Genomic DNA, 20,275 nt, shown 5'->3' with positions numbered 1-20,275 from the left:
GGTCCAATAAAACGATGTGGCCATGTGTGTCATGGCGCGACCCTGCCGCGTGAGGCCGCAAGGGTCAAGGCCCATCACGCGATCAGATCCTAACCGATGATGACAGGTGTGCACTGCAAATTGAGCGTGAAGATGAATTGGTGAATGGTGCACCGCACCAGCCTTGAAAGACACGGCCGTTCAGCCATTATCATGCCTGAGCGGATTGTCTAAGTGCGGGCGGCGTGCGGAATTTGGGCAGGGCGTAGATCTGGGAAACCATGGTTTTTCCAAAGTCTCGCGAATATGGCCGCCAAAAATTCCCCCAGCGTCAGGATGGACAGCGCGCCATGCCCTGCGCATGTTCCCTAGACATAAACAAGAGGAGAGGCAGTGATGGCAGGGCCTGAATTTTTGGACACCGAACAGGGCCGCAAACTGGCCTATCATCGCACGCAAGGCGCAGGCCCAACCGTGGTGTTTCTGGGCGGCCTCAAATCGGACATGGAAGGCACCAAAGCTGTTCATCTCGAGGCATGGTGCGCCGCGCGGGGCCAAGCGTTTTTGCGCTTTGATTACTCTGGACACGGCGAAAGTTCGGGCACCTTTGAGGAAGGTTGCATCGGAGATTGGGCGCAGGATACGGCCGCAGCCTTGAGCGCGTTGACGACCGGTCCGCTTGTCGTCGTCGGTAGCTCCATGGGGGGATGGCAAGCGCTGCTTTATGCGCGCGCGCACCCGGAGCGCGTCGCTGGGCTGGTGACCATCGCGGCGGCGCCTGATTTTACAGAAGACGGGTATGCTGCGTCCTTTACTGATGCTCAATGGGCCGCGATTGAACGGGATGGGCAGGTCGAGATGCCGTCGGACTATATGGAACCCTATATTATCACTCGTCGGTTGATTGAGGATGGGCGGGACAATCTGGTGCTGCGCTCCCCCCTCCCACTGCCGTTTCCAGTGCGCTGCCTGCAAGGGACCGCCGACAGCGCGGTGAGCACTGAAACTGCGGTGCGCTTGCTGGAGCATGCCGACAGCCCGGACATGCGACTGGCGCTTGTCAAAGGGGCCGACCACCGGTTTTCTGACGGGCCCTGTTTGGGGCTGATTGAGGAGGCCATTGTTGACATTATGGGGCTCGAAACATGAAGGGCGCTGTTCGGGTTGGGGCGGTCTGTCTGCTCGCGATCTGTGCATTGTGGGTGATTGGCCCCTACGAGGATGCAAACCTGAGGCCGGATCAGATGACCGTCGGGCCAGACCTTGATGCCCATTTCGCGCAAGTGGAGGCGCGTTTTGATGACATCACACCCGGTGTCCAGAAACAGGTGATTTGGGCGGGAGATAAAGGCGCACAAACCGACTGGGTGATCCTGTATGTGCACGGGTTTTCAGCGACATCAAAGGAATTGCGCCCAGTGCCAGACCGGATGGCAGAGGCGCTGGGGGCCAACCTGATTTTCACGCGTCTGGCTGGGCACGGGCGCGACGGCGCAGCACTGGCTACAGGATCGGTGCAGGCATGGGCCAGTGATCTGGATGAAGGCTTGCAAGCCGCGCGGATTGCCGGACGGCGTGTTCTGATCATATCGACGTCCACGGGCGGGTCGCTTGTTGCGGCGCTGGCGCAGGATCGCGATATGATGGATCGGGTGGCCGGTTTGATCTTTGTCTCACCGAACTTTGGCATAGCGAACCCTTTAGCGCGGTTTCTCAGCTGGCCTGCGGCGCGCTATTGGCTGCCCCCATTGGCCGGCAAGACGCGCAGTTTTGAGCCAAGCAACGAAGATCACGCTACCTATTGGACAACAGAGTATCCCAGTGTTTCGGTGATGCCGGTGGCTGCCCTGATCAAGGTGGCAAAGGCTGTAGACCATGCAGATCAAACGATCCCGGCCCTGTTCTGGTTTTCAAACGAAGACCAAGTTGTACGCCCGGAAATGACTGCCGACGTGGCCCGGCGTTGGGGAGCAGAAACGATGATCGTCAACCCTGTCATGGGGAGCATGGACGACCCGCAATCCCATATTATTGCGGGCGATGTCAGATCTCCCGGACAAACGGAGAAGGCAGTGACAGATATGATCGGCTGGGTGCAGACCCTCGAGGGGCAATGATGGAACAGCGTGTGTCCTTGATCACAATGGGCGCGCGGGACATCAATGTCTTGGCACAGTTCTACGAAGCTTTGGGCTGGAAACGTGTTGATAGCCCGGACGGCGTGATCGCCTTTGATCTGATTGGGCAGACGCTTGGGCTTTATCCGCTAGCCGCATTGGCCGAAGAAATCGGAGTTCCGGTTGACGCCTTGGGACGCGGTGCGATGACGTTGGCATACAATGTGCGCAAGAAGGGTGACGTCGCCCCTTTGCTCGATTGCGCCAAAGCTGCGGGTGCACAGGTTTTGAAACCAGCTTCGGACGTATTTTGGGGTGGCCATCACGGTTACTTTGCTGATCCCGAAGGGCACATTTGGGAAGTGGCATGGAACCCGTTTTCGCCCCTTGGCCCAGACGGCGCATTCCAATGGAACGGTGCGGAGTAATGCGACGCCCGGCCAGCATGTGGAGCCTTGAAACCTTCGGGCGGGTGCGATTGTCCAAGCACTTTTATATGCGGGATTTCCTCTATTCTGAAATTGGAAACTTCCATGAGATCAGCAACCTGCCGCGCGACCCTGATCTGGTGATTGAGCATGGGAGGCTGCTGTGCACGCAGCTTCTTGATCCGTTGGAAGAGACCTTTGGGCGCATAGCGATCCGCTCCGGATACCGCTCGCCCGAGCTTAATCAATACGGCAATGACAACAAGCTGAACTGCGCGCGCAACGACAATCCGATCGAATGCCACATCTGGGATTGGGGGCAGGGCGAGGATGCGATTGCAGGGACCTCGTTGGCGATTCCATGGTTCACAGACCGGTACGAACAGGGGCGCGACTGGCGCGATCTGGCGTGGTGGGTGCATGATCATCTGCCTTATTCGGCAATGTGGTTTTTCCCCAAGCTATGTGCGTTCAACCTTGATTGGCGCCCCCATCCGCGCGCGATGATCGGCAGCTATATTGCGCCCAAGGGCCTGTTGCTGAAAGCGGGGGCCGCGCCTAGCGAGCCGCTTGCAAAGCGCCAGGAGCGGTACCGCGACTTTCCACCATTCAGAGGAATTGCATATCCCTGAAATATGCCCACATCTTGGGCTTGCCGTGCTTGCCCGGGCAAGCCATGGTGGCCGCAGGGAAAATACTAGATAAACGGGAAAATGGGGCGCGTGATGAGGCTGCGGCATGGCTGAACCGTTGGTTTTGCTACCGGGAATGATGTGCGATGCGCGCCTGTTTGGCCCGCAAATCGCGGAATTGTCCCCTGAATATTCGATTATGGTTTCGCCGGTCACCCGTGGTGAGCGGATTGAAGAGATCGCAAGTGGGCTGCTTGATGAACTTCCGGCGCGGTTCGCTCTTGCGGGCCTGTCGATGGGTGGCATCGTAGCGATGGAATTGTTGCGCCGCGCCCCTGACCGGATCACGCGGATTGCATTGATGGACACCAGCCCGCTGGCAGAAACGCCGCAGGCTTCCACGGCCCGCGAACCCCAGATCATCAAAGCGCGCACCGGACGCTTGCAAGAGCTGATGCGGGACGAGGTGTTGCCAACGTATCTTGGGCCAGGTCCATACAGGGCGGAAATTACAGATTTGATGCTGGATATGGCCGCTGCCCTCGGATCCGAGACATTTGTGCGCCAATCGCGCGCCCTGCAAAGACGCCGTGATCAGCAAGGGACTTTGCGTAAATGCAAGGTGCCGACCATGGTGTTGTGCGGTGCGCATGACATGTTGTGCCCGGTCAAACGCCACACATTCATGGCCGAGTTGATCCATGGTGCCGAATTGCGTGTGCTGGACGAGGCGGGTCATGTTCCAACACTCGAAGCGCCGGCCGAGACCACGCAAGCGCTGCGTGATTGGATGCAACAGCCTCTGATTTTGCGCTAGTTCGGAGGCGACAGAACCCGCGTTAGCTGGGCGTAACCGCGGCGCGCTCTTCTTTGTTCAGGACGTAAATCTCTGACACTGGCTCGATCGTGTCCGGATCAAAAAAGGGCGTGTTCTTCCACGATCCGGTGATCCGTGCGGGGACAGCGCCTCTGGCAATGGAGCGCAGCATCCGCCCGAACCCTTCGTTTCGAGAAGTACCATCGCCGTTCTGTATGTTGGCGCGCGATTGCACAGGGCCAAGAACGTTTGCGTCCGCAACAGCGTCGGTGAACACCGCCACAAAGGCGATTTTCGGATTGCGCAGTGTGTTGAACAGCATCGTGCCACAACACTTTGCATGCCAGCGCAACACCCCTTTCGGAGACAGCGAAAACACCGCCAATTGGTCAGCGCCTTCGTCAATCCGGATACGGGCCGGCGTTGTCTGATACAGCTGGACCGGGCCGTCTGGGATTGCTCGGGTCGGCGAGGCGAACGCCTCAGCGGCGCGGCAGTCCCCGCAATAGCATTCAAGCCGATTGCCATTTGCGTGGCTTACACCGACGAGCTTGCCGCTTAGCGTTCCGCAAGAGCAGGCGAATGGCAGATCAGCCCCCGCCATGCCGGTCTATGCTGCCTTGTTCTTGTTGGCGGCCTTTTTGCCTGCGGGCTTTGGCGTGTTGGCGTCGATGAATTCGAGCACGAGCGGGCGGATGTTGTTGCGCCAGCTTTTGCCCGCAAAGATGCCATAGTGACCCGCGCCTTCTTCAAGGTGGCTGGCTTTTTTCTGGTCAGGCAGGCCGGTGCACAGATCAAGGGCGGCAATGCATTGTCCGGGGGCCGAGATGTCGTCATTCGACCCTTCGACAGTCTTCACAGCGACGGTCGTAATCTTGCCGATGTCAACGGCTTTGCCAGCAACCGTAAACTGGTTCTTGGCGATTTCACCGTTTTTGAAAATTCGATCCACGGTGGACAGGTAAAACTCAGCCGTCATGTCCATAACGGCCAGGTACTCGTCATAGAATTTGTTGTGCTTGTCATGATCAGCAGCCTCGCCGCGCGCAACGGAACTGATCTGATCGACAAAGGCCTTTTGGTGTTTTTCGCCGTTCATCGAGATGAATGACGCCAGTTGCAAGAGCCCTGGATAAACCAGACGCCCTACGCCGGGGTATTTGAAGCCAACCCGCTGGATCATCGTTTCTTCAAGCTGGCCCATGGTGACGCGTCGGCCAAAGTCGGTAACGTCTGTCGCATTGGCATCCGGGTCAATCGGACCGCCAATCAGCGTGAGCGAGCGGGGCTGTGCCTTTGGATCTTCTTCAGCAAGGTATGCGGTCGCGGCCAGTGTCAGCGGTGCCGGCTGGCATACGGCGATCACGTGGGTTTCAGGTCCCATGTGGCGCATGTAATCGACGAGGTAGAGGGTATAATCCTCGATATCGAACTTGCCGGCGCTGACGGGGATGTCGCGCGCATTGTGCCAGTCGGTGACATAGACTTCACAGTCGGGCAGCAGCGACATGACGGTTGAACGCAACAGGGTTGCATAGTGTCCCGACATCGGTGCAACCAACAGGACCTTGCGATCTTTGGGTTTGCGGCCGTTAACATTGAAGTGGATCAGGTCGCCAAAAGCGCCGGGCACGCATATATCGATGCTGACAAGGTGGTCCTTGCCATCTTCGGCCGTCATCGATGGGATGCCCCAGTCAGGTTTTACCACCATCCGTTGGAAGGTGCGTTCCGTCACTTCACCCCATGCACGCATCCATGCCATGCCCGGGTTCGGGATCATCGAAAAAGCGGGATAGCTGCCGATGGCTTGCGCTGTTGCGCCCAACCATTGATTGGTGTTCCGCATGGTTTCCATCAAATCGTAATTGATCATGTAGCGCATTGTGCACTCCTTGAACCGTTAGGGGCGGATACAAACGAACCGCGCCGGACAGACTGTCGCTTTGCCCCCTGAAACATGCGACCCTATAGTGGCATCACTTGGGCCGGGCCCAAATGCTGCACGTGCAAAGACTACGAGGAAGACGTTAATATGACAACCACGACGACAAAAAGCACAACAGATAGTGCTGTCTCGGGCGAAAACCTCGACAAATTGAACACTAACCTTAAGAAAGTTGAAGAACTCACGCAGCGGTTGTCGCAAGTCATGTCGCACCGCAGCATGCACAATGCAGCCCTTGATGGCCCGAATCAGGAATTGTTCACCAAAGCGGCCAGCGCTTATTGGAGCGAGGCATTGCGGGACCCGGCCAAAGTGCTTGAGCACCAATTGCAGTTCTGGTCGAAATCCGTCACCCACTTTGTCGAAGCGCAGCAAGCGCTTGCCAGTGGCAAGTTGCAGGCCCCAGCCGATCCCGGCCCGAAAGACCGCCGCTTTGCCAACCCGCTGTGGGACACGCACCCCTATTTCAACTTCGTCAAACAGCAGTATCTGATCAACGCGGCTGCCGTCGAACAGGCTATCGACGATGTCACCGATATGGACAGCAAGGAAAAGCAGCGTCTCGCTTATTTCAGCCGCCAGATTCTCGACATGATGTCGCCCACCAACTTTTTGGCAACCAACCCGGATGCTCTCGAAAAGGCCGTCGAAACCGAAGGTCAATCCTTGGTGCAGGGGCTTGAAAACCTGATTTCAGATCTGGAATCCAACAACGGCGAATTGATCGTCAAGTTGGCGGATGACAAGGCATTCGAACTGGGGGGCAACATCGCCACCACACCCGGCAAGATCGTCTACCGAAACAAGATGATGGAGCTGATCCAATACACGCCGACCACTGAAAAGGTGCACAAGATCCCGCTTGTGCTGTTTCCACCGTGGATCAACAAATTCTACATTCTCGATCTCAAAGAGCAAAACAGCATGGTCAAATGGTTGGTCGATCAGGGCCACACACTGTTTGTGGTCAGTTGGGTCAACCCCGATGCTGCCTATGCTGGCGTGGGCTTGGAAGACTATGTCGAAGACGGGTACATACGCGCCATAACCGAGGCCAAGTCGATCACCGGGCAGAAGCAGGTGAATGCAATTGGCTATTGTATTGCTGGGACTACGCTGTCGCTCACGCTTAGCTTGTTGAAACAACGGGGTGACAAATCGGTCAAGTCCGCCACTCTCTTTACGGCTCTCACGGATTTCGGGGATCAGGGCGAATTTGCCCCATTTCTCACAGATGACTTTATCGACGGGATCGAGGCAGAAACGGAAGACAAAGGTATTCTGCCCTCCATTATCATGGCGCGCACGTTTACGTTCCTGCGCTCTAACGATCTGGTCTACACCCCGGCGATTAAGAGCTACATGATGGGCCAGACCCCACCTGCATTTGATCTGCTGTATTGGAATGGGGACGGGGCGAACCTGCCGGCCAAGATGGCAATGCAATACCTACGGGGGCTTTGTCAGCGAAATGAGCTGGCCGAAGGCGGCTTTGATCTGCTGGGACATCACCTTGTCCTAGACGAGGTCGATGTCCCGCTCTGCGCCATTGCGTGCGAGACGGACCACATTGCACCGTGGAAAGACAGTTATCGCGGAGTGCAGCAGATGGGCAGCAAGGACAAGACGTTCATCATGACCCAGTCCGGGCACATCGCTGGGATCGTCAACCCGCCGACCAAGAACAAGTACGGGCACTATACCAACACTGATCTCAGCCTTGATTATCAGGCGTGGGCGGAAGGTGCCGAGTTCCATGAGGGATCTTGGTGGCCGCGCTGGGGTGAGTGGTTAAAAAAGCGGGCAGGGGCCAAAGTCGCCGCACGTGATCCGGGTGATTCTGAGCATCCTGTATTGTGTGATGCGCCTGGAACGTACGTTACCGTCAAGGCGAAACCTTAGGGGTGCGGGGTTTTTTGCAAGCATTTCCTTTGGGTTAATCTTTTTTGCTGCGGTGCAGCGAAAATACTTGAAATGCTGCGGCGCAGCATCTATGTTCTGGTTCAGGAATTAAGCGGTGGGTCCTCCCCCCACACCTGAACAAAGGACTGATACAATGGCTAAGACACAAGACATGAGCGCGATGTTCAAAGACGTTATGGGTTCTTTCCCCGTCGACACAGCATCCATGGAAGACGCATTCAAAACAGCGACATCGCTGAACGAAAAGCTGAGCACGGTTGCGATCGACGCAGCAGAGAAATCCACAGAGATTTCTTCCAAGTGGACAAAAGAAACTCTGGCGAAACTGGGCGACATGTCCAAAGCCAAAGCGGACCCTGCTGACTACGCCAAAGCGATGACAGACTTCGCATCGTCCTACGCTGAAGTGACAGCCGAGCACATGGCTGCTTTTGCTGAAGTTGCTAAAAAAGTTCAGATGGAAACAGTTGAACTGATGATGGCTGCTGGCAAAGACATGAGCGAAGACGCATCTGCCGCCGTGAAAAAAGCCACAGGCGACATGACAGCTGCTGCCAAGAAAGCTGCTGCCAAGTAAGACGACACCAATATATCGCGCCAATTCTCCTCCCTGAACTGCGCGATGACTGCGGCGGGCTCCTTCATCGGGGTCCGCCTTTTTTTATTGTGCGGCGCACGGGTCAATTACGGAACTGCAAGCCATCGGGCAGCTTGGCTGTTGGGGAGGGATGTGGGTGCGTTACCGACGATCACGCACCATCGAGAGCACCCTTGTCCTCCTGAATGAGATGAACATCCCGCTGAGGGAAAGGGATCGATATTCCTTCGGCATCAAAGCGTTCTTTTGCCTGCCCCGTCAGATCCCAGTAGACGATCCAATAATCATCAGATTTTGACCATGGCCGGCAGAAAATGTTGACGGAGCTTTCGCCCAACTCACCAACAAATATCTCGGGTTTCGGTTCTTTAAGGCATTTGGGATGCGCGGCCACAAGCTCTTTGAGAACCTCGATGGCCAGCGCTGTATTGTCGGAATACCCGATACCGAAAACCAGATCGATACGTCGTTCAGGAGATACACTGACATTGGTTATCACGTCGCCCCAGATCTTGGAGTTGGGAACAACAATAACCTGATTGTCGAAGGTACGGATTTGCGTCGACACAATAGACATTTCGTCAACAAAACCTGACGCTCCGCTGATCTCGATGTAGTCACCGGTGTCAAAGGGTTTGAGGATCATGATCATCAGACCGCTGGCCAGATTGCCGAGCGTATCCTGCAATGCAAAGCCGATAATGAATGAAAGGCCACCAAACACAGCAAACAAAGGGGTCACATTCACACCGAAAACCGCCAGAATAACCAATATGCCCAGCACGAACGTCGCCCAATAAACCGCATTGACGATAAAACGCTGAAGGAGCCGGGACAGGTTCGGGATGCGTGAAAGGCCTCGACCTGCCGCACGCCGCAATATCCTAGCGGCAAAATACATACCCCAAAGTGCGAGTAAAAAGCCCGCGATCTTCAGTAACAGACCCAACCCTCCTTCCGAGGAGGTCAACCAGTCGATCACGAACTGAAACAGCGTCTTTGCATCGGTCGTGCGGACCGCTTCGAGGCGGAGCGCATTCAAATAGGTTTCATGGGCTTGGATGTCTTCTGGTGGCGCGCCTTTTACGCGCCATGCTTCGATGACGATCTCATAGCTTTCTTGTACGTCGCGCTGTTGATCCAATGCATTTGCCAATTCTGTGCGCAACACTTCGCTACGCGCATCATTTGCGACTTCCAGCTCCAGATTGAGCACCGCAGATTGCTCAAGCAGAGTTTTGATATGGTCTTGCCACGCAGTTGCGAGGTCTGACAGTTCATCAGTCGTCATCGGCACGGTGAGCAATTCAAGTTCGGCGGCAGTGGTCGTGATCGCAGAGGGTTCCGGAGCGGAAAAGGCTGAAGCCGTCTGTTCCTGCGCGAACGTGATCGTTCCTAGCAAGATCAAGATTGCGAACTGGCAGATGGCAAATATATTCAAAGCGGTGCGAAAGGGCATTGGCGTATCTCGATTTGGCGGTTTGGGTCAGTCCGCGAGCGTTGGTTGTTCCGATAGTATGTTTGAAGTACTTGCGCGCCTTACGCAAATATTGGCTGCGTCAAAGCGCGATCAACCTGCTGCCTACCACACCCAGTATTCGGCAAATGCTATGTCTCTTTGTGCTGTAATGTGGAAACTGCGATCACTGTGAGCGGAGGTGTTTGGCGGGCTGGCCATGTGAGCCCGAGTTGAGCATTTCACGCAGGGCATGGCCGCTTGGCGCACTGACCGCTCATGCCCTTTGGGTCATGGGCCCGACACCAAACGATAAACCGAAGATCCCAAACCAGTTGGAGATTTTCAATCGGTGGGATAGAGATGTTGTCAAATGTCCAACGGTGACGTTGGGCGAACATGCAGTGCGTCAAAGAAAAGGGAGACTCCTGAATGAATCTTGAGAAGCTTATTAAGAGAGTAACGCAAGAGATGGACAAAACTCTTTCCGACCTTCCTGTCCGTGAGAAGGAGGAGATCTTGAGCCTGGTCAAACAAGCGATGCTCGACACGTCGCACCGCACGCACCGCGAGTTAAAGGAAACGGCGGTCGTGTGCTGTGGCCCAGAGGCAGACTTGGCCCACAAAATCCAAGAAGAAATGGATCAAAAGCGAGACATGTTGATTGCGAACCTGTCCGCGATGAGTTGATCTGCACGGCCGAGCGCTAGAATTTACGTACAAAACACGCACTGACACCTGTTTGGCGATTTTGACCGCCAAACTCGCATTCAGATCTTAGGCTTATCATTGTCTCGGATCATTCCATCTGTGCCGGTTGCGTGGTCTAACTCTGTCCGGTTGCGTACGGAGGTGGGTTTTTTGGTGATGCTTGGCGCAATAATTCGCGACCTTTCTTTTTTCAACGCTTGCGCCTAAGCTGCACTGCAGCACGCACGCTTGGGGAGAACAGCATCGTGACGGACAAGCCAGCACCACTTTTGATAAAGCGCTACGCCAGTCGCCGCCTCTATAACACTGAAACAAGCGATTACGTGACGCTTGAGGATATCTCAGGATTTATTCGTGACGGGCGTGAGGTGCAGATTGTCGACCTCAAGACAGGGGACGACCTGACCCGCCAATACCTGCTTCAGATTATTGCCGAGCATGAAAGCCGGGGCGAGAACGTGTTGCCGGTAGATGTGCTCAACGATCTTGTGCGCAGCTACATGGGCGGAGACGCGTCCGTGGTCCCCCAGTTCCTGCAAGCCTCTTTCGAGATGCTGCGGGATGGACAGAGCAAGGTGATGGAGAATGTCACAGCCCTAAACCCTATGGCGAAGATGCCGGGATTTGAGTTGATGCAGGCCCAACAAGAGGCCTTCATGAAGGCGATGACCGGTGGGCTGACGCCCGGTTGGACCGGTGGGGCTGACAAGGATGAAGCCCCCCAAGAAGAGGCTGAAGATCTGGCCACCATCAAAAAACAACTCGCCGAGTTGCAGGCAAAACTGTCCAAAATGTCCTGACTGCGCGGAAGGGCGCACCAGAAGGTGCGCCTTACGGAGCTTTGATTGGCGTCCGATATGCGTCTCGCATGATCCAGTCGAAATAGCGCTTCCGAAGCCCGGAGGCGACAGGGCCTGCTGCTCCATTGGAAAAGTGACGGTCGTCAACCTGTGCCACCGGGATCACCCCGCCCCCGGAAGAGGACATGAAAACTTCGTCCGCCTGCCAGAACTCTTCAAGAGGGAGGGGGCGCGCCTCGGGCTTTAGCCCAGCCTCGACACACATTTCGAGCACCGTTGACCGCGTAATCCCATGCAAAACACCGTGGTCTGAGGTGACGACTCGATCCCCGAATACCGCGAATACGTTGAACCCGGGCCCTTCGGTCACGTTGCCATCGTGATCAAGCAACAGGGTTGTTTCGAACCCTTTGTCCTTGGCCTCAAAAAGGCCGGACGTGAAATCGCCCCAATGGTAGTTTTTGACCCGGGGGTTCACACTGTCTTCTGGAATCCGGCGCACAGATTTTGCGATCCAAATCGAAGTGCCCTTTGTCGCGGCATCAGGTTTGACGATGTGCACATACGGCACGCACCATGCGTAAAAGTGGTTTGCACAGTCGCGAGGATCACGGCTGCCGGGCACTGGGTTGCGCCCGCGAGCGGCGACCATGGCAACATATGAATCCTGCATTCCGCTCGCATAGACCATTTCTTGAAGGGCAGCGAAGATGCCGTCTCGGTCAATCCCGATGTCATAGCGCCCCGCTGTCAGCGAAGCGATGAAGCGGTTCACATAGTCGTCCAACCGAAAGAAAGCACCATGCCAGACGGGTACGACGTCATAAGCAATGTCGCTGTGGGTCAGCCCCCAATCGGTCACGGGGATGGCAGCGTCTGCGATTGGAATGATCTTGCCACCCATCCATGCGACGCCGTTTGAAAGATCTGTCATGGGAGCAGGTTAGCGATTTGGCCACCCGGCGCAAAGGGGGCTTTGCCGCCGCCGCTGGCGCGTCTTTCCGTAACAATCGAGCATCGGTTCCTTAGGCGGCCTGAAGTTTGCGGGCCGTAGTTATTGCTGACAGCAGGACATTGGCGACTGCGTCCAAAGTGTGAACCGGCAAATGCACGGGCAAGCGTACGTCGCATGCGCGCATCAGCATTTTGCGTGTTTGTGGTAATTCGGGCAGGTCGGGAATGAACTGCCAGTTCCAAAAGGCACGCGCGTTGTCCGCACTTGCCCCGAAGACCTGCACTTTGACACCTCCGGCTGCAGCCGCCGCTACAAATCCGTCCACTTCGGCCTCGCTCAGGTCGATCAGGTTGAACTGTATGGAGTCCGGCGCACGCACTTCGCCGCTCAGCGGAGCAGGGACCTGAATGTGTGCGCTTTGGCCCAGTAGAGCGGCCACATGATCGTGGTTGCGCCGCCCGTCCTCAACCCGACGGGCGAGGTGGGGCAGTTGGGGGCGGATGACTGCCGCACTTAGGTTCGAAAGCCGCACATTGTAGAGGGGCAGCTGGTTTTGATGCGCAGCGAATGCGTCTTGCAACACACCGTGTTTCTTCCAGTTATGCTCATACGCCCCGGACATAATGACGGCGCGCGCAATCAGATCAGCATCGTCCGTGATCATGATCCCGCCTTCGCCAGCATTGATCATTTTGTAGGACTGGAAAGAAAAACAGCCGATTCTGCCGATGGTCCCGATCTTGCGTCCGTTCCATGTGGTGCCAAGCGAATGTGCGGCGTCTTCGATCACGGGGATGCCAGCGGCGTCACACAGCTCCATGATCGCATCCATGTCCGATGTGTGGCCACGCATGTGGCTGACGATGACGGCTCTGACCGATGGCAGCTTGGCCGCGAAATCCGCCATATCGATGCGATAGTTCTCAGCCACTTCGCACAGGACAGGCAGGCATTCGGCGTGCAGTACTGCCGAAGGAACTGCGGCAAACGTAAATCCGGGGATCAGAACGCGGGCATCGCGCGGCAAATCTAGCGCTTTGAGGGACAGGAACAGCGCGGCCGAGCAGGAGGAGACGGCGAGCGCGAATTTGGACCCCATCAGTTCTGCGAACTCGTTTTCCAGCAAGGACACGGGCGCATCGCTGGGCGCAGTGTAGCGGAACAGATCACCGGAGTTCAGGAGGCGATCAATCTCGACCCGTGCGGCTTCGGGGATGGATTCGGCACTGTGCATATCTGGCAGGGACATATTTCAATTTCCTTATGCTCGGTTTTCAGTTTATTAAAACTGTTAGCGGGAAAAAGAAATGGTTTTGTGACACAGGTGGCGGGCCTGTGCCGGTTTGGTCAACAAATCAGGCAGAAACGCTAGAGGCCGAGACGGTCGCGCAAGGCATACCACGTCATCGCAAGCACCAGCAGCGGGCTGCGCAGCCGTGGCCCGCCAGGGAATGGAGTACTGGGAATCGCGGCCATTGTGTCAAAACCATTTGCCTGACCACCAATCGCATCCGCCATCAGTTTGCCCGCGTGGGTCGCCGTACCCACGCCGTGGCCCGAGTAGCCCGAGGCTGACAATATGTTGGGCGCCACACGAGAGAGATAGGGCAGCCGTTTCATAGTAATCCCAAGGGTGCCACCCCACGCGTAGTCAATCGGCACATCCGTTAGGTGAGGGAAAATCTGCACCATCTGTTTGCGCACAAGGCCGGGGATATCGGTCGGAAAGCGGTAACCATAGCTTTCCCCACCCCCGAACAGCAGCCGCTTGTCATGGCTGAGCCGAAAGTAGTTCACCACAAAGCGGCTATCGGCCACGGCAATGTCCTGTGCCAATACACGAGCGGCCTCATCGCCTAGGGGCGCAGTGGCAGCGACAAAGTTGTTGATGGGCATGACGCGACGCGCAACCGAGTGATCGAGGGTGCCGAGGTAGCCGTTGCAGGCGAGGATCAGGTGGTCCGCATCAACGACACCGCCTGATGTGTGCACCTTCACGCGCGCACCTTGTTCAATCCGCTCGACCGGGCTGCGTTCGAATAACTGCACTCCCTGTGCCTCTGCCGCGCTGGCAAGCCCAAGGGCATAGCGGAGGGGGTGCAAATGGCCTGCATCCCAATTCATGATCCCGCCGATATAGGCAGGCGAGGGGCAAAAGCTGTGCAACCCGTCTTTGTCCAAGACATCCATGTCATAGCCGTAATGCTGTGACATGTGGGCTGCATGGGCATGCAATTCGTCCACTTCGCCGGTGCTTTCACCCGCCCATGCAATGCCGGGGCGCAAGTAGCAGTCGATGTCGTGGTTTTTGACCAGAGACTTCACAAGGGCCGTGGCTTCCTGACCCAAGGCCCACAGGTCGCGGGCGCGCTCCATCCCAAGCATTTTCTCAAGGTATGGCTGCTCGACCCGCTGGCCCCAGCCCAATTGCCCGCCGTTGCGCCCCGAGGCGCCAAAGCCTGCACGATGCGCCTCCAGCACGACAACGTTGAAACCTGCCTGCGCGAGATGCAGTGCAGCGGAAAGGCCAGTGTATCCAGCCCCGACAACACAAACATCGGCACGCGCGGCACCTTGCAAAGGGGGGCGTTCCGACGGGATGTCAGACGTCGCCGCATACCAGCTGTCCGGGTAAGTGCCGACCTTGTCATTAGCATAGAGCAAATTCATCGCCGGGGTCCTCTGCTTTATCTCGCCAGATAAATTCTACCCAAAGGGCAGGGTGTCCGCTTTAGACGTTTATCAGCAAATGCTCTCGCTCCCATGGTGAAATCACCTGTAGGAACTCGTCATATTCGGCGCGTTTGACGATGGAATAGACACGCGCAAATTCAGGGCCCAAGACACTGTGTAATGGCGCGCAGTCATCAAACAAATCCAGCGCCGATCCCAGAACACGAGGGATATCGCCATCCCCCTCATAGGCGTCGCCCTTGAACTGCGCACCGGGGCGCTTTTCCTCCATCAACCCAAGATATCCGCAAGCAAGCGAAGCCGCGATACCTAAGTAGGGGTTGCAGTCCATGCCTGCGATGCGGTTTTCAACGCGGCGCGCTTGTGGTGTGGACAGGGGCACGCGGATACCTGTGGTGCGGTTGTCGCGCCCCCAGGCGAGGTTGATCGGTGCGGCGTGATCCTTGACGTATCGGCGATAGCTGTTGACGTATGGCGCCATCACCGCGAGTGCCGCAGGCATGTATGCCTGCATGCCCCCGATAAAGTGGAAAAACGCGTCCGTATCACCCTCTTGAGGGCCAACAAAGATGTTCTTGCCCGTCTCCATATCGAGGATCGAGTGGTGGATATGCATGGCGCTTCCGGGTTCATCCTCGATCGGTTTGGCCATGAAGGTGGCGAAACAGTCGTGGCGCAAGGCCGCTTCGCGGATCAGGCGTTTGAAATAGAATACTTCGTCCGCCAGCTTCACCGGATCGCCATGAAGCAAGTTGATCTCAAGCTGGCCTGCGCCGCCTTCCTGCGTGATGCCATCGATTTCGAACCCTTGGGCCTCAGCAAAATCGTAAATGTCGTCGATCACGGGGCCAAATTCGTCCACCGCGGTCATTGAATAGGCTTGCCGTGCAGCAGCTGGGCGACCCGAACGGCCCGTCATCGGTTTGATCTCTTGTGCCGGGTCCAGATTGCGGGCGATCAGAAAGAATTCCATCTCCGGCGCCACAATCGGTTTCCAGCCCTGATCGTGATAAAGCTGCACAACCCGTTTCAGTACATTGCGCGGAGAGAACGGCACTGGCGCGTCTTTGCGATCATATGCGTCGTGGATCACCTGTAGTGTCCAGTCACCTGTCCATGGCGCGGCCGTTGCTGTGCTCATATCCGGCTTTAGGATCATGTCCTTTTCGATGAACCCGTCCTCGTCCGCAGCCTCGCCCCATCCGCCAGTGATGGTCTGGTAAAAGATGCTATCGGGCAGGTGAAAATAGTCCTGCTTGGCGAACTTGCTGGCTGGTACCGCTTTGCCGCGGGCAATGCCCGGCAGGTCAGAGATGACGCATTCCACCTCATCCAGCCGCTTGCCCTCAAGATAGAGGCGGGCGGCTTCTGGCAGGTCGGTCAGTTTTGGCTCGCTCATGCGATCCTCTTTTCCTTGAAAAACAACGCGAACATGTCTGCAAGTTGTGCGCTGTGAGTAGGGGTATCGATTGCATCAATGGCGGCCTTTCGTATCGGCTCGGGGACGACGCCCGGGGCACGCACATCCAGCAATCCTTTGAGATAGGTGCGGTCGATCTCGGGGTGCGGTTGGATTGTGAACACGCGATCACCATAAAGAAGGGCTGCGTTTTCGCAAAACGCCGTCGAGGACACCACCTGTGCGGCCTCGGGGCGTTCTGTAACCTGATCCTGATGCCACGCGTTCAGCGTCACGTCAGTCCCGTTCACCGCATAGCGTTGCGCACCAATTGACCAGCCGCCTGCAAACTTTTCGACCTTGCCGCCAAGGGCCTGCGCGATGATCTGGTGGCCAAAGCAAACGCCGATTAAAGGCAGACCGGCAGCATAGATGTCGCGGATCAACGCCTCCAAAGGTGCGATCCATGGCAGGTCTTCATAGGCGCCGTATTTCGACCCGGTGATCAGCCACCCGTCGGCCGCGTCAACGCTGTCCGGAAAGACATTGTCGACCACTGCATAGTGTTCGAAGGTCAGACCTTGTCCGCTCAGAAAACGCTCAAAAATCTCGGGGTAGTTGCCGTTTTCGCCAATCAGGTCGTCGGGCACATGGCCAGTTTGCAGAATGCCGATTTTCATGGATCACCTTGGGCTTACACCGCGTTGATAATGCAGCACCTAAACGGTGTCGAGGTAGATTTCTGTCTGCTCTTCCACACTCAGTTCGCTCATGTCGCGTATCTCTTGCCGCTTGGTCATGACCATGTTGCGGATCAGTTCGGGGTCAAAAATGCGCTCAATCTGTTTGTCCGTTTCAAAGGCATCGATGGCCGCGTCCCACGTCATCGGAACACTTGGCAAGTCTTGCTCATAGGCATTGCCGGTGATGGGCGCAGGCGGATCGATTGCATCCTCGATCCCGTTCATGGCCGCACCCAAGACGGCAGCGATAGACAGGTACGGGTTTACGTCGCCGCCCGCCAAACGGTGCTCAATACGTCGCGCGGCCGTCGGACCTGATGGAATGCGTATGGCTGCGGTGCGGTTTTCATAGGCCCACGCAATACCTGTGGGCGCGTGTGCGCCGGGCACGAACCGAGCGTAGGAATTGGCATGAGGTGCAAAGACAAGCGTTGATCCGGGCATGCCCGCAAGACAGCCTTGCACAGTATGTCGCAACATCTCACTGCCCGTGGCGGAGCCATCATCAAAGACATTCTTGCCTTCTTCATCCAGCACCGAAAAATGCATGTGCAATCCGTTGCCCGCATAGTCTTCGTAGGGTTTGGCCATGAAAGACGCTGCAAACCCGTGCCGCCGGGCCAGGCCCTTCACCAACATCTTGAACAGCCAGGCATCATCGGCCGCCTTCAATGCATCCGCGCCATGCATCAGATTGATTTCAAACTGGCCCAGACCTGCTTCGGAAATCGAGGTGTCCGCAGGGATATCCATGGCCTCACAGGCATCGTAAAGCTCGGAGAAAAAGGCGTCGAACTGATCCAGCGCACGCAAGGACAGGATCTCACCGGCCACGCGACGTTTGCCAGAGCGCGGCGAGGGTGGCACGCGCAAACGCTGGCCCGCATCATCGATGAGAAAGAATTCAAGCTCCACCGCAACGACGGGTGTCAGGCCTTTGTCTTTGAAACGCTTTTGGACAGCGGCCAACGCGTGCCGCGGATCGCCCATAAAAGGACGGCCATCCTCGTGATACATCCAGATCGGCAGCAAGCCAGACGGTGTATCAAGCCACGGCATTGGCATGAACCCGCGCTCGGTCGGTCGCAAAACGCCATCACGGTCGCCGGATTCCAGCACCAGCGGGCTGCCCTCGATGTCTTCCCCCCAAATGTCGAGGTTCAGCACAGACATGGGAAAGCGCGTGCCCTCACTGGCCACTTTGTCCGCAAAGCGCACCGGCATCCGCTTGCCGCGCGCCACGCCGTTGAGGTCAGACGCGGCGACCCGGATCGTGCGGATGTGGGGATTTTCGATCAGCCAGTCGTGCATTGGGTATCTTCTCTGGTTCTAAAAATTGCCGTCTAAGGGGCAGGGTTCACACATCTTAACGGATTAAGTTCGGACGCACTCGCAGCTTCTGGCGGCTGTTGGCAGGAAGATGGCGATTGAGACGTCCGTTGACCAGCCCGAACCCGCCAATGACGACCAGTGTCAGCAAGATGAAATACATCGCCAGAATGGGGTATGGTACAAACGGGTTGAACGTCTTGTCCGCAAAGTAACTTGCATAATAGAGCGCATCACCGCGTTGTTGCCATGCAGGAAAGCCGGAGAAGTACACAAGCGTGGTGGCATGAAACAGAAAGATAGCTTCGTTTGTATAGGCAGGCCACGCCAGACGCAGCATGGTCGGAAAGACCACCCGTCGAAACCGCGACCAGCCTGACAATCCGTAGGCGTCGGCTGCTTCAACCTCACCTTTGGGGATGGATTGCAGCGCGCCGTAGAAAATCTGAGCAGAATAAGCGGCTGTGTTGAGAAACAGCACGATCAACGCACCGAGCCAAGCAGCCGTGAAAGGCGAAAACACGGGGTAGACGCCCTTGAGGCTCAGGAACAGGAAGTAGGCAAAGAAGAACTGGATAAAGAGCGGCGAGCCCCGGAACAGAAAGATAAACCACTCGGCAGGCAGGCGCAGCCACGGGTTGGACTGTCCTTTTGCCAGAGCAATGGCAATGGCGAGGAAGAACCCGACCCCAAGTGCCATGACCCCGAAATAGACATTCCAGATCATGCCCGACCCGATCAGGGTGAATTGCTCGCACAAGGTAAAGTCGCTGCGCGGCAACAGGCGTTCCCCAAGGCCAACCGAGCGCAACGCGTAAGACTGGATGGTTTCAAGGCACGACATCACGCGGCCGCCTTTCGCTGCGCTTCACCGCCCGACGTGGCCTGACCGCGTGTCAGGCGCGCCATGATCCGGCCAAGGATCTTTTCGGAGCCCCACGTCATGAATAGATAGAAAATCAGCAGGGCCAGAAAATACCACATGCGCCAGTCGCCATGAGGGTAGTCGGTGAATTGCGGTGTCTTTGTCCCACCCAGCTCGCGCGCCCAGTACACAACGTCTTCTATTCCCAGCAGGAACAGTAGCGGTGTCGCCTTAATCAGCACCTGCCAAAGGTTGGACAGGCCGGGCAGGGCATAGACCCACATCTGCGGTACCAGCACCCGCCAGAAGGTCTGGCGCGGGCTCATGCCATAGGCCTCTGCGGTTTCCAGCTGGGCCCGGGGTACGGCGCGCATGGCGCCAAAGATAACGTTGGCTGCAAACGCGCCAAACACCAGCGCGAAAGTGATGACTGCCAACCCGAACGCATAGGTCTGGTGGACGACCTGCGGAGCGCTGCCAAGGGGCAATTTGGCCTGCGGGCAAACAAGGAAATCGTTGCCTTGTCGGATGGGATCGGTCCAGTCCGGACACAAGACCTGATGGCGCATCCATTCGAATCCCTGATCCAATGCAATCACAAAGAACAGGAAAAACGCGATGTCGGGCACGCCGCGCACGATCGCGATGTAGCCTTTGCCGAACCAAGACAGCGGCGCAATAGACGACCGCGCGGCCATCGCCCCGCCAAAACCAAAGGCAAGTGCCACGGGTGCTGTGACGGCAAGAATGCCGAGTACTTTCAGGAAACTGTAGTAGAACGAGAAATGCACACCCGTCGTCAGGTAGCAGGTCAGCCACTGTAGAGTGGCGAGCGTCTCCGGGTCAGTGCAATAAGAAAACATCTGGTTCAAACGAATGGG

The 20,275-nt window shown here is 56.8% G+C and carries 20 protein-coding genes; 9 read left to right on the top strand and 11 right to left on the bottom strand.

What is annotated here, in order from left to right; genetic code table 11:
• Positions 1–375 precede the first annotated feature (375 nt).
• The 5 genes from DHN60_RS09375 to DHN60_RS09355 all read left to right on the top strand — a co-directional run bounded on the left by DHN60_RS09375 (position 376) and on the right by DHN60_RS09355 (position 3,973).
• Positions 376–1,128, top strand: coding sequence for an alpha/beta fold hydrolase (locus tag DHN60_RS09375; RefSeq protein WP_108837038.1), 753 nt, complete (start codon positions 376–378; stop codon positions 1,126–1,128).
• Positions 1,125–2,096 carry a carboxylesterase gene (locus DHN60_RS09370; RefSeq protein WP_108837037.1) on the top strand — a complete coding sequence of 324 codons (972 nt, stop codon included), beginning with the start codon at positions 1,125–1,127 and terminating at the stop codon, positions 2,094–2,096. The genes DHN60_RS09375 and DHN60_RS09370 overlap by 4 nt, the downstream gene beginning before the upstream one ends.
• Entirely contained in the window at positions 2,096–2,524 is a 429-nt protein-coding gene (locus DHN60_RS09365; RefSeq protein WP_108837036.1) for a VOC family protein, read from the top strand. Before DHN60_RS09370 ends, DHN60_RS09365 begins: the two co-directional genes overlap by 1 nt.
• A 17-nt stretch (positions 2,525–2,541) precedes the next feature.
• A complete protein-coding gene (locus tag DHN60_RS09360) occupies positions 2,542–3,156 on the top strand; it encodes a hypothetical protein (RefSeq protein ID WP_108837277.1) in 615 nt (204 codons plus the stop codon).
• Between the two features lie 106 nt (positions 3,157–3,262).
• On the top strand, positions 3,263–3,973 hold the full coding sequence (locus tag DHN60_RS09355) for an alpha/beta fold hydrolase (protein ID WP_108837035.1): 711 nt from the start codon (positions 3,263–3,265) through the stop codon (positions 3,971–3,973).
• Positions 3,974–3,995: 22 nt separating this feature from the next.
• On the opposite strand, the gene DHN60_RS09350 is transcribed toward DHN60_RS09355, so the two are convergent.
• Together DHN60_RS09350 and phaZ are read right to left on the bottom strand one after the other, a co-directional pair.
• Positions 3,996–4,577, bottom strand: coding sequence for a DUF6151 family protein (locus DHN60_RS09350; RefSeq protein ID WP_108837034.1), 582 nt, complete (start codon positions 4,575–4,577; stop codon positions 3,996–3,998).
• A 6-nt stretch (positions 4,578–4,583) separates the two neighbouring features.
• Positions 4,584–5,858 carry a polyhydroxyalkanoate depolymerase gene (phaZ, locus tag DHN60_RS09345; protein ID WP_108837033.1) on the bottom strand — a complete coding sequence of 425 codons (1,275 nt, stop codon included), beginning with the start codon at positions 5,856–5,858 and terminating at the stop codon, positions 4,584–4,586.
• 150 nt (positions 5,859–6,008) lie between these two features.
• On the opposite strand from phaZ, the gene DHN60_RS09340 reads away from it, so the two are divergent.
• Complete coding sequence (locus tag DHN60_RS09340; RefSeq protein WP_108837032.1) at positions 6,009–7,823, top strand: alpha/beta hydrolase; 1,815 nt, start codon at positions 6,009–6,011, stop codon at positions 7,821–7,823.
• Positions 7,824–7,977: 154 nt separating this feature from the next.
• Positions 7,978–8,421, top strand: a complete 444-nt coding sequence (locus tag DHN60_RS09335) for a phasin family protein (protein ID WP_108837031.1) — start codon at positions 7,978–7,980, stop codon at positions 8,419–8,421.
• A 172-nt stretch (positions 8,422–8,593) separates the two neighbouring features.
• Here DHN60_RS09335 and DHN60_RS09330 read toward each other — a convergent pair whose 3' ends face one another.
• The gene (locus tag DHN60_RS09330; protein ID WP_234423587.1) at positions 8,594–9,901 is read right to left on the bottom strand and encodes a mechanosensitive ion channel family protein; all 1,308 of its coding nucleotides are present in this window, start codon (positions 9,899–9,901) and stop codon (positions 8,594–8,596) included.
• A gap of 429 nt (positions 9,902–10,330) precedes the next feature.
• Here DHN60_RS09330 and DHN60_RS09325 point away from each other — a divergent pair, with 429 nt between their 5' ends.
• The gene (locus DHN60_RS09325; RefSeq protein WP_108837030.1) at positions 10,331–10,588 is read left to right on the top strand and encodes a hypothetical protein; all 258 of its coding nucleotides are present in this window, start codon (positions 10,331–10,333) and stop codon (positions 10,586–10,588) included.
• A 266-nt stretch (positions 10,589–10,854) separates the two neighbouring features.
• The gene (gene phaR / locus DHN60_RS09320; protein ID WP_108837275.1) at positions 10,855–11,409 is read left to right on the top strand and encodes a polyhydroxyalkanoate synthesis repressor PhaR; all 555 of its coding nucleotides are present in this window, start codon (positions 10,855–10,857) and stop codon (positions 11,407–11,409) included.
• A gap of 31 nt (positions 11,410–11,440) precedes the next feature.
• On the opposite strand, the gene DHN60_RS09315 is transcribed toward phaR, so the two are convergent.
• From DHN60_RS09315 to DHN60_RS09280, 8 genes are all read right to left on the bottom strand, one after another.
• A complete protein-coding gene (locus DHN60_RS09315) occupies positions 11,441–12,343 on the bottom strand; it encodes an aminotransferase class IV (RefSeq protein WP_108837029.1) in 903 nt (300 codons plus the stop codon).
• 91 nt (positions 12,344–12,434) lie between these two features.
• Complete coding sequence (locus tag DHN60_RS09310; RefSeq protein WP_108837028.1) at positions 12,435–13,613, bottom strand: DegT/DnrJ/EryC1/StrS aminotransferase family protein; 1,179 nt, start codon at positions 13,611–13,613, stop codon at positions 12,435–12,437.
• Between the two features lie 119 nt (positions 13,614–13,732).
• Positions 13,733–15,034, bottom strand: a complete 1,302-nt coding sequence (locus tag DHN60_RS09305; RefSeq protein ID WP_108837027.1) for an FAD-binding oxidoreductase — start codon at positions 15,032–15,034, stop codon at positions 13,733–13,735.
• A gap of 61 nt (positions 15,035–15,095) precedes the next feature.
• Positions 15,096–16,457 (bottom strand): glutamine synthetase family protein, encoded by a 1,362-nt coding sequence (locus tag DHN60_RS09300; protein ID WP_108837026.1) that lies wholly within the window; start codon positions 16,455–16,457, stop codon positions 15,096–15,098.
• A complete protein-coding gene (locus tag DHN60_RS09295; protein WP_108837025.1) occupies positions 16,454–17,137 on the bottom strand; it encodes a type 1 glutamine amidotransferase in 684 nt (227 codons plus the stop codon). Before DHN60_RS09295 ends, DHN60_RS09300 begins: the two co-directional genes overlap by 4 nt.
• A gap of 39 nt (positions 17,138–17,176) precedes the next feature.
• Entirely contained in the window at positions 17,177–18,511 is a 1,335-nt protein-coding gene (locus DHN60_RS09290) for a glutamine synthetase family protein (RefSeq protein ID WP_108837024.1), read from the bottom strand.
• Positions 18,512–18,566: 55 nt separating this feature from the next.
• The gene (locus DHN60_RS09285; RefSeq protein ID WP_108837023.1) at positions 18,567–19,373 is read right to left on the bottom strand and encodes an ABC transporter permease; all 807 of its coding nucleotides are present in this window, start codon (positions 19,371–19,373) and stop codon (positions 18,567–18,569) included.
• Complete coding sequence (locus DHN60_RS09280) at positions 19,373–20,257, bottom strand: ABC transporter permease (protein WP_108837022.1); 885 nt, start codon at positions 20,255–20,257, stop codon at positions 19,373–19,375. The genes DHN60_RS09285 and DHN60_RS09280 overlap by 1 nt, the downstream gene beginning before the upstream one ends.
• Positions 20,258–20,275 lie beyond the last annotated feature (18 nt).

Origin of the sequence: Tateyamaria sp. Alg231-49 (assembly GCF_900143535.1) — a bacterium.
Taxonomy (GTDB): Bacteria; Pseudomonadota; Alphaproteobacteria; order Rhodobacterales; family Rhodobacteraceae; genus Tateyamaria.
This window is presented reverse-complemented; position numbering and strand designations above follow the sequence as displayed.

Coding starts and splice junctions, on each gene's coding strand:
- DHN60_RS09375 (WP_108837038.1), top strand. CDS start 376: ATGGCAGGGCCTGAATTTTTGGACACCGAACAGGGCCGCAAACTGGCC.
- DHN60_RS09370 (WP_108837037.1), top strand. CDS start 1,125: ATGAAGGGCGCTGTTCGGGTTGGGGCGGTCTGTCTGCTCGCGATCTGT.
- DHN60_RS09365 (WP_108837036.1), top strand. CDS start 2,096: ATGGAACAGCGTGTGTCCTTGATCACAATGGGCGCGCGGGACATCAAT.
- DHN60_RS09360 (WP_108837277.1), top strand. CDS start 2,542: ATGTGGAGCCTTGAAACCTTCGGGCGGGTGCGATTGTCCAAGCACTTT.
- DHN60_RS09355 (WP_108837035.1), top strand. CDS start 3,263: ATGGCTGAACCGTTGGTTTTGCTACCGGGAATGATGTGCGATGCGCGC.
- DHN60_RS09350 (WP_108837034.1), bottom strand. CDS start 4,577: ATGGCGGGGGCTGATCTGCCATTCGCCTGCTCTTGCGGAACGCTAAGC.
- phaZ (WP_108837033.1), bottom strand. CDS start 5,858: ATGCGCTACATGATCAATTACGATTTGATGGAAACCATGCGGAACACC.
- DHN60_RS09340 (WP_108837032.1), top strand. CDS start 6,009: ATGACAACCACGACGACAAAAAGCACAACAGATAGTGCTGTCTCGGGC.
- DHN60_RS09335 (WP_108837031.1), top strand. CDS start 7,978: ATGGCTAAGACACAAGACATGAGCGCGATGTTCAAAGACGTTATGGGT.
- DHN60_RS09330 (WP_234423587.1), bottom strand. CDS start 9,901: ATGCCCTTTCGCACCGCTTTGAATATATTTGCCATCTGCCAGTTCGCA.
- DHN60_RS09325 (WP_108837030.1), top strand. CDS start 10,331: ATGAATCTTGAGAAGCTTATTAAGAGAGTAACGCAAGAGATGGACAAA.
- DHN60_RS09315 (WP_108837029.1), bottom strand. CDS start 12,343: ATGACAGATCTTTCAAACGGCGTCGCATGGATGGGTGGCAAGATCATT.
- DHN60_RS09310 (WP_108837028.1), bottom strand. CDS start 13,613: ATGTCCCTGCCAGATATGCACAGTGCCGAATCCATCCCCGAAGCCGCA.
- DHN60_RS09305 (WP_108837027.1), bottom strand. CDS start 15,034: ATGAATTTGCTCTATGCTAATGACAAGGTCGGCACTTACCCGGACAGC.
- DHN60_RS09300 (WP_108837026.1), bottom strand. CDS start 16,457: ATGAGCGAGCCAAAACTGACCGACCTGCCAGAAGCCGCCCGCCTCTAT.
- DHN60_RS09295 (WP_108837025.1), bottom strand. CDS start 17,137: ATGAAAATCGGCATTCTGCAAACTGGCCATGTGCCCGACGACCTGATT.
- DHN60_RS09290 (WP_108837024.1), bottom strand. CDS start 18,511: ATGCACGACTGGCTGATCGAAAATCCCCACATCCGCACGATCCGGGTC.
- DHN60_RS09285 (WP_108837023.1), bottom strand. CDS start 19,373: ATGTCGTGCCTTGAAACCATCCAGTCTTACGCGTTGCGCTCGGTTGGC.
- DHN60_RS09280 (WP_108837022.1), bottom strand. CDS start 20,257: ATGTTTTCTTATTGCACTGACCCGGAGACGCTCGCCACTCTACAGTGG.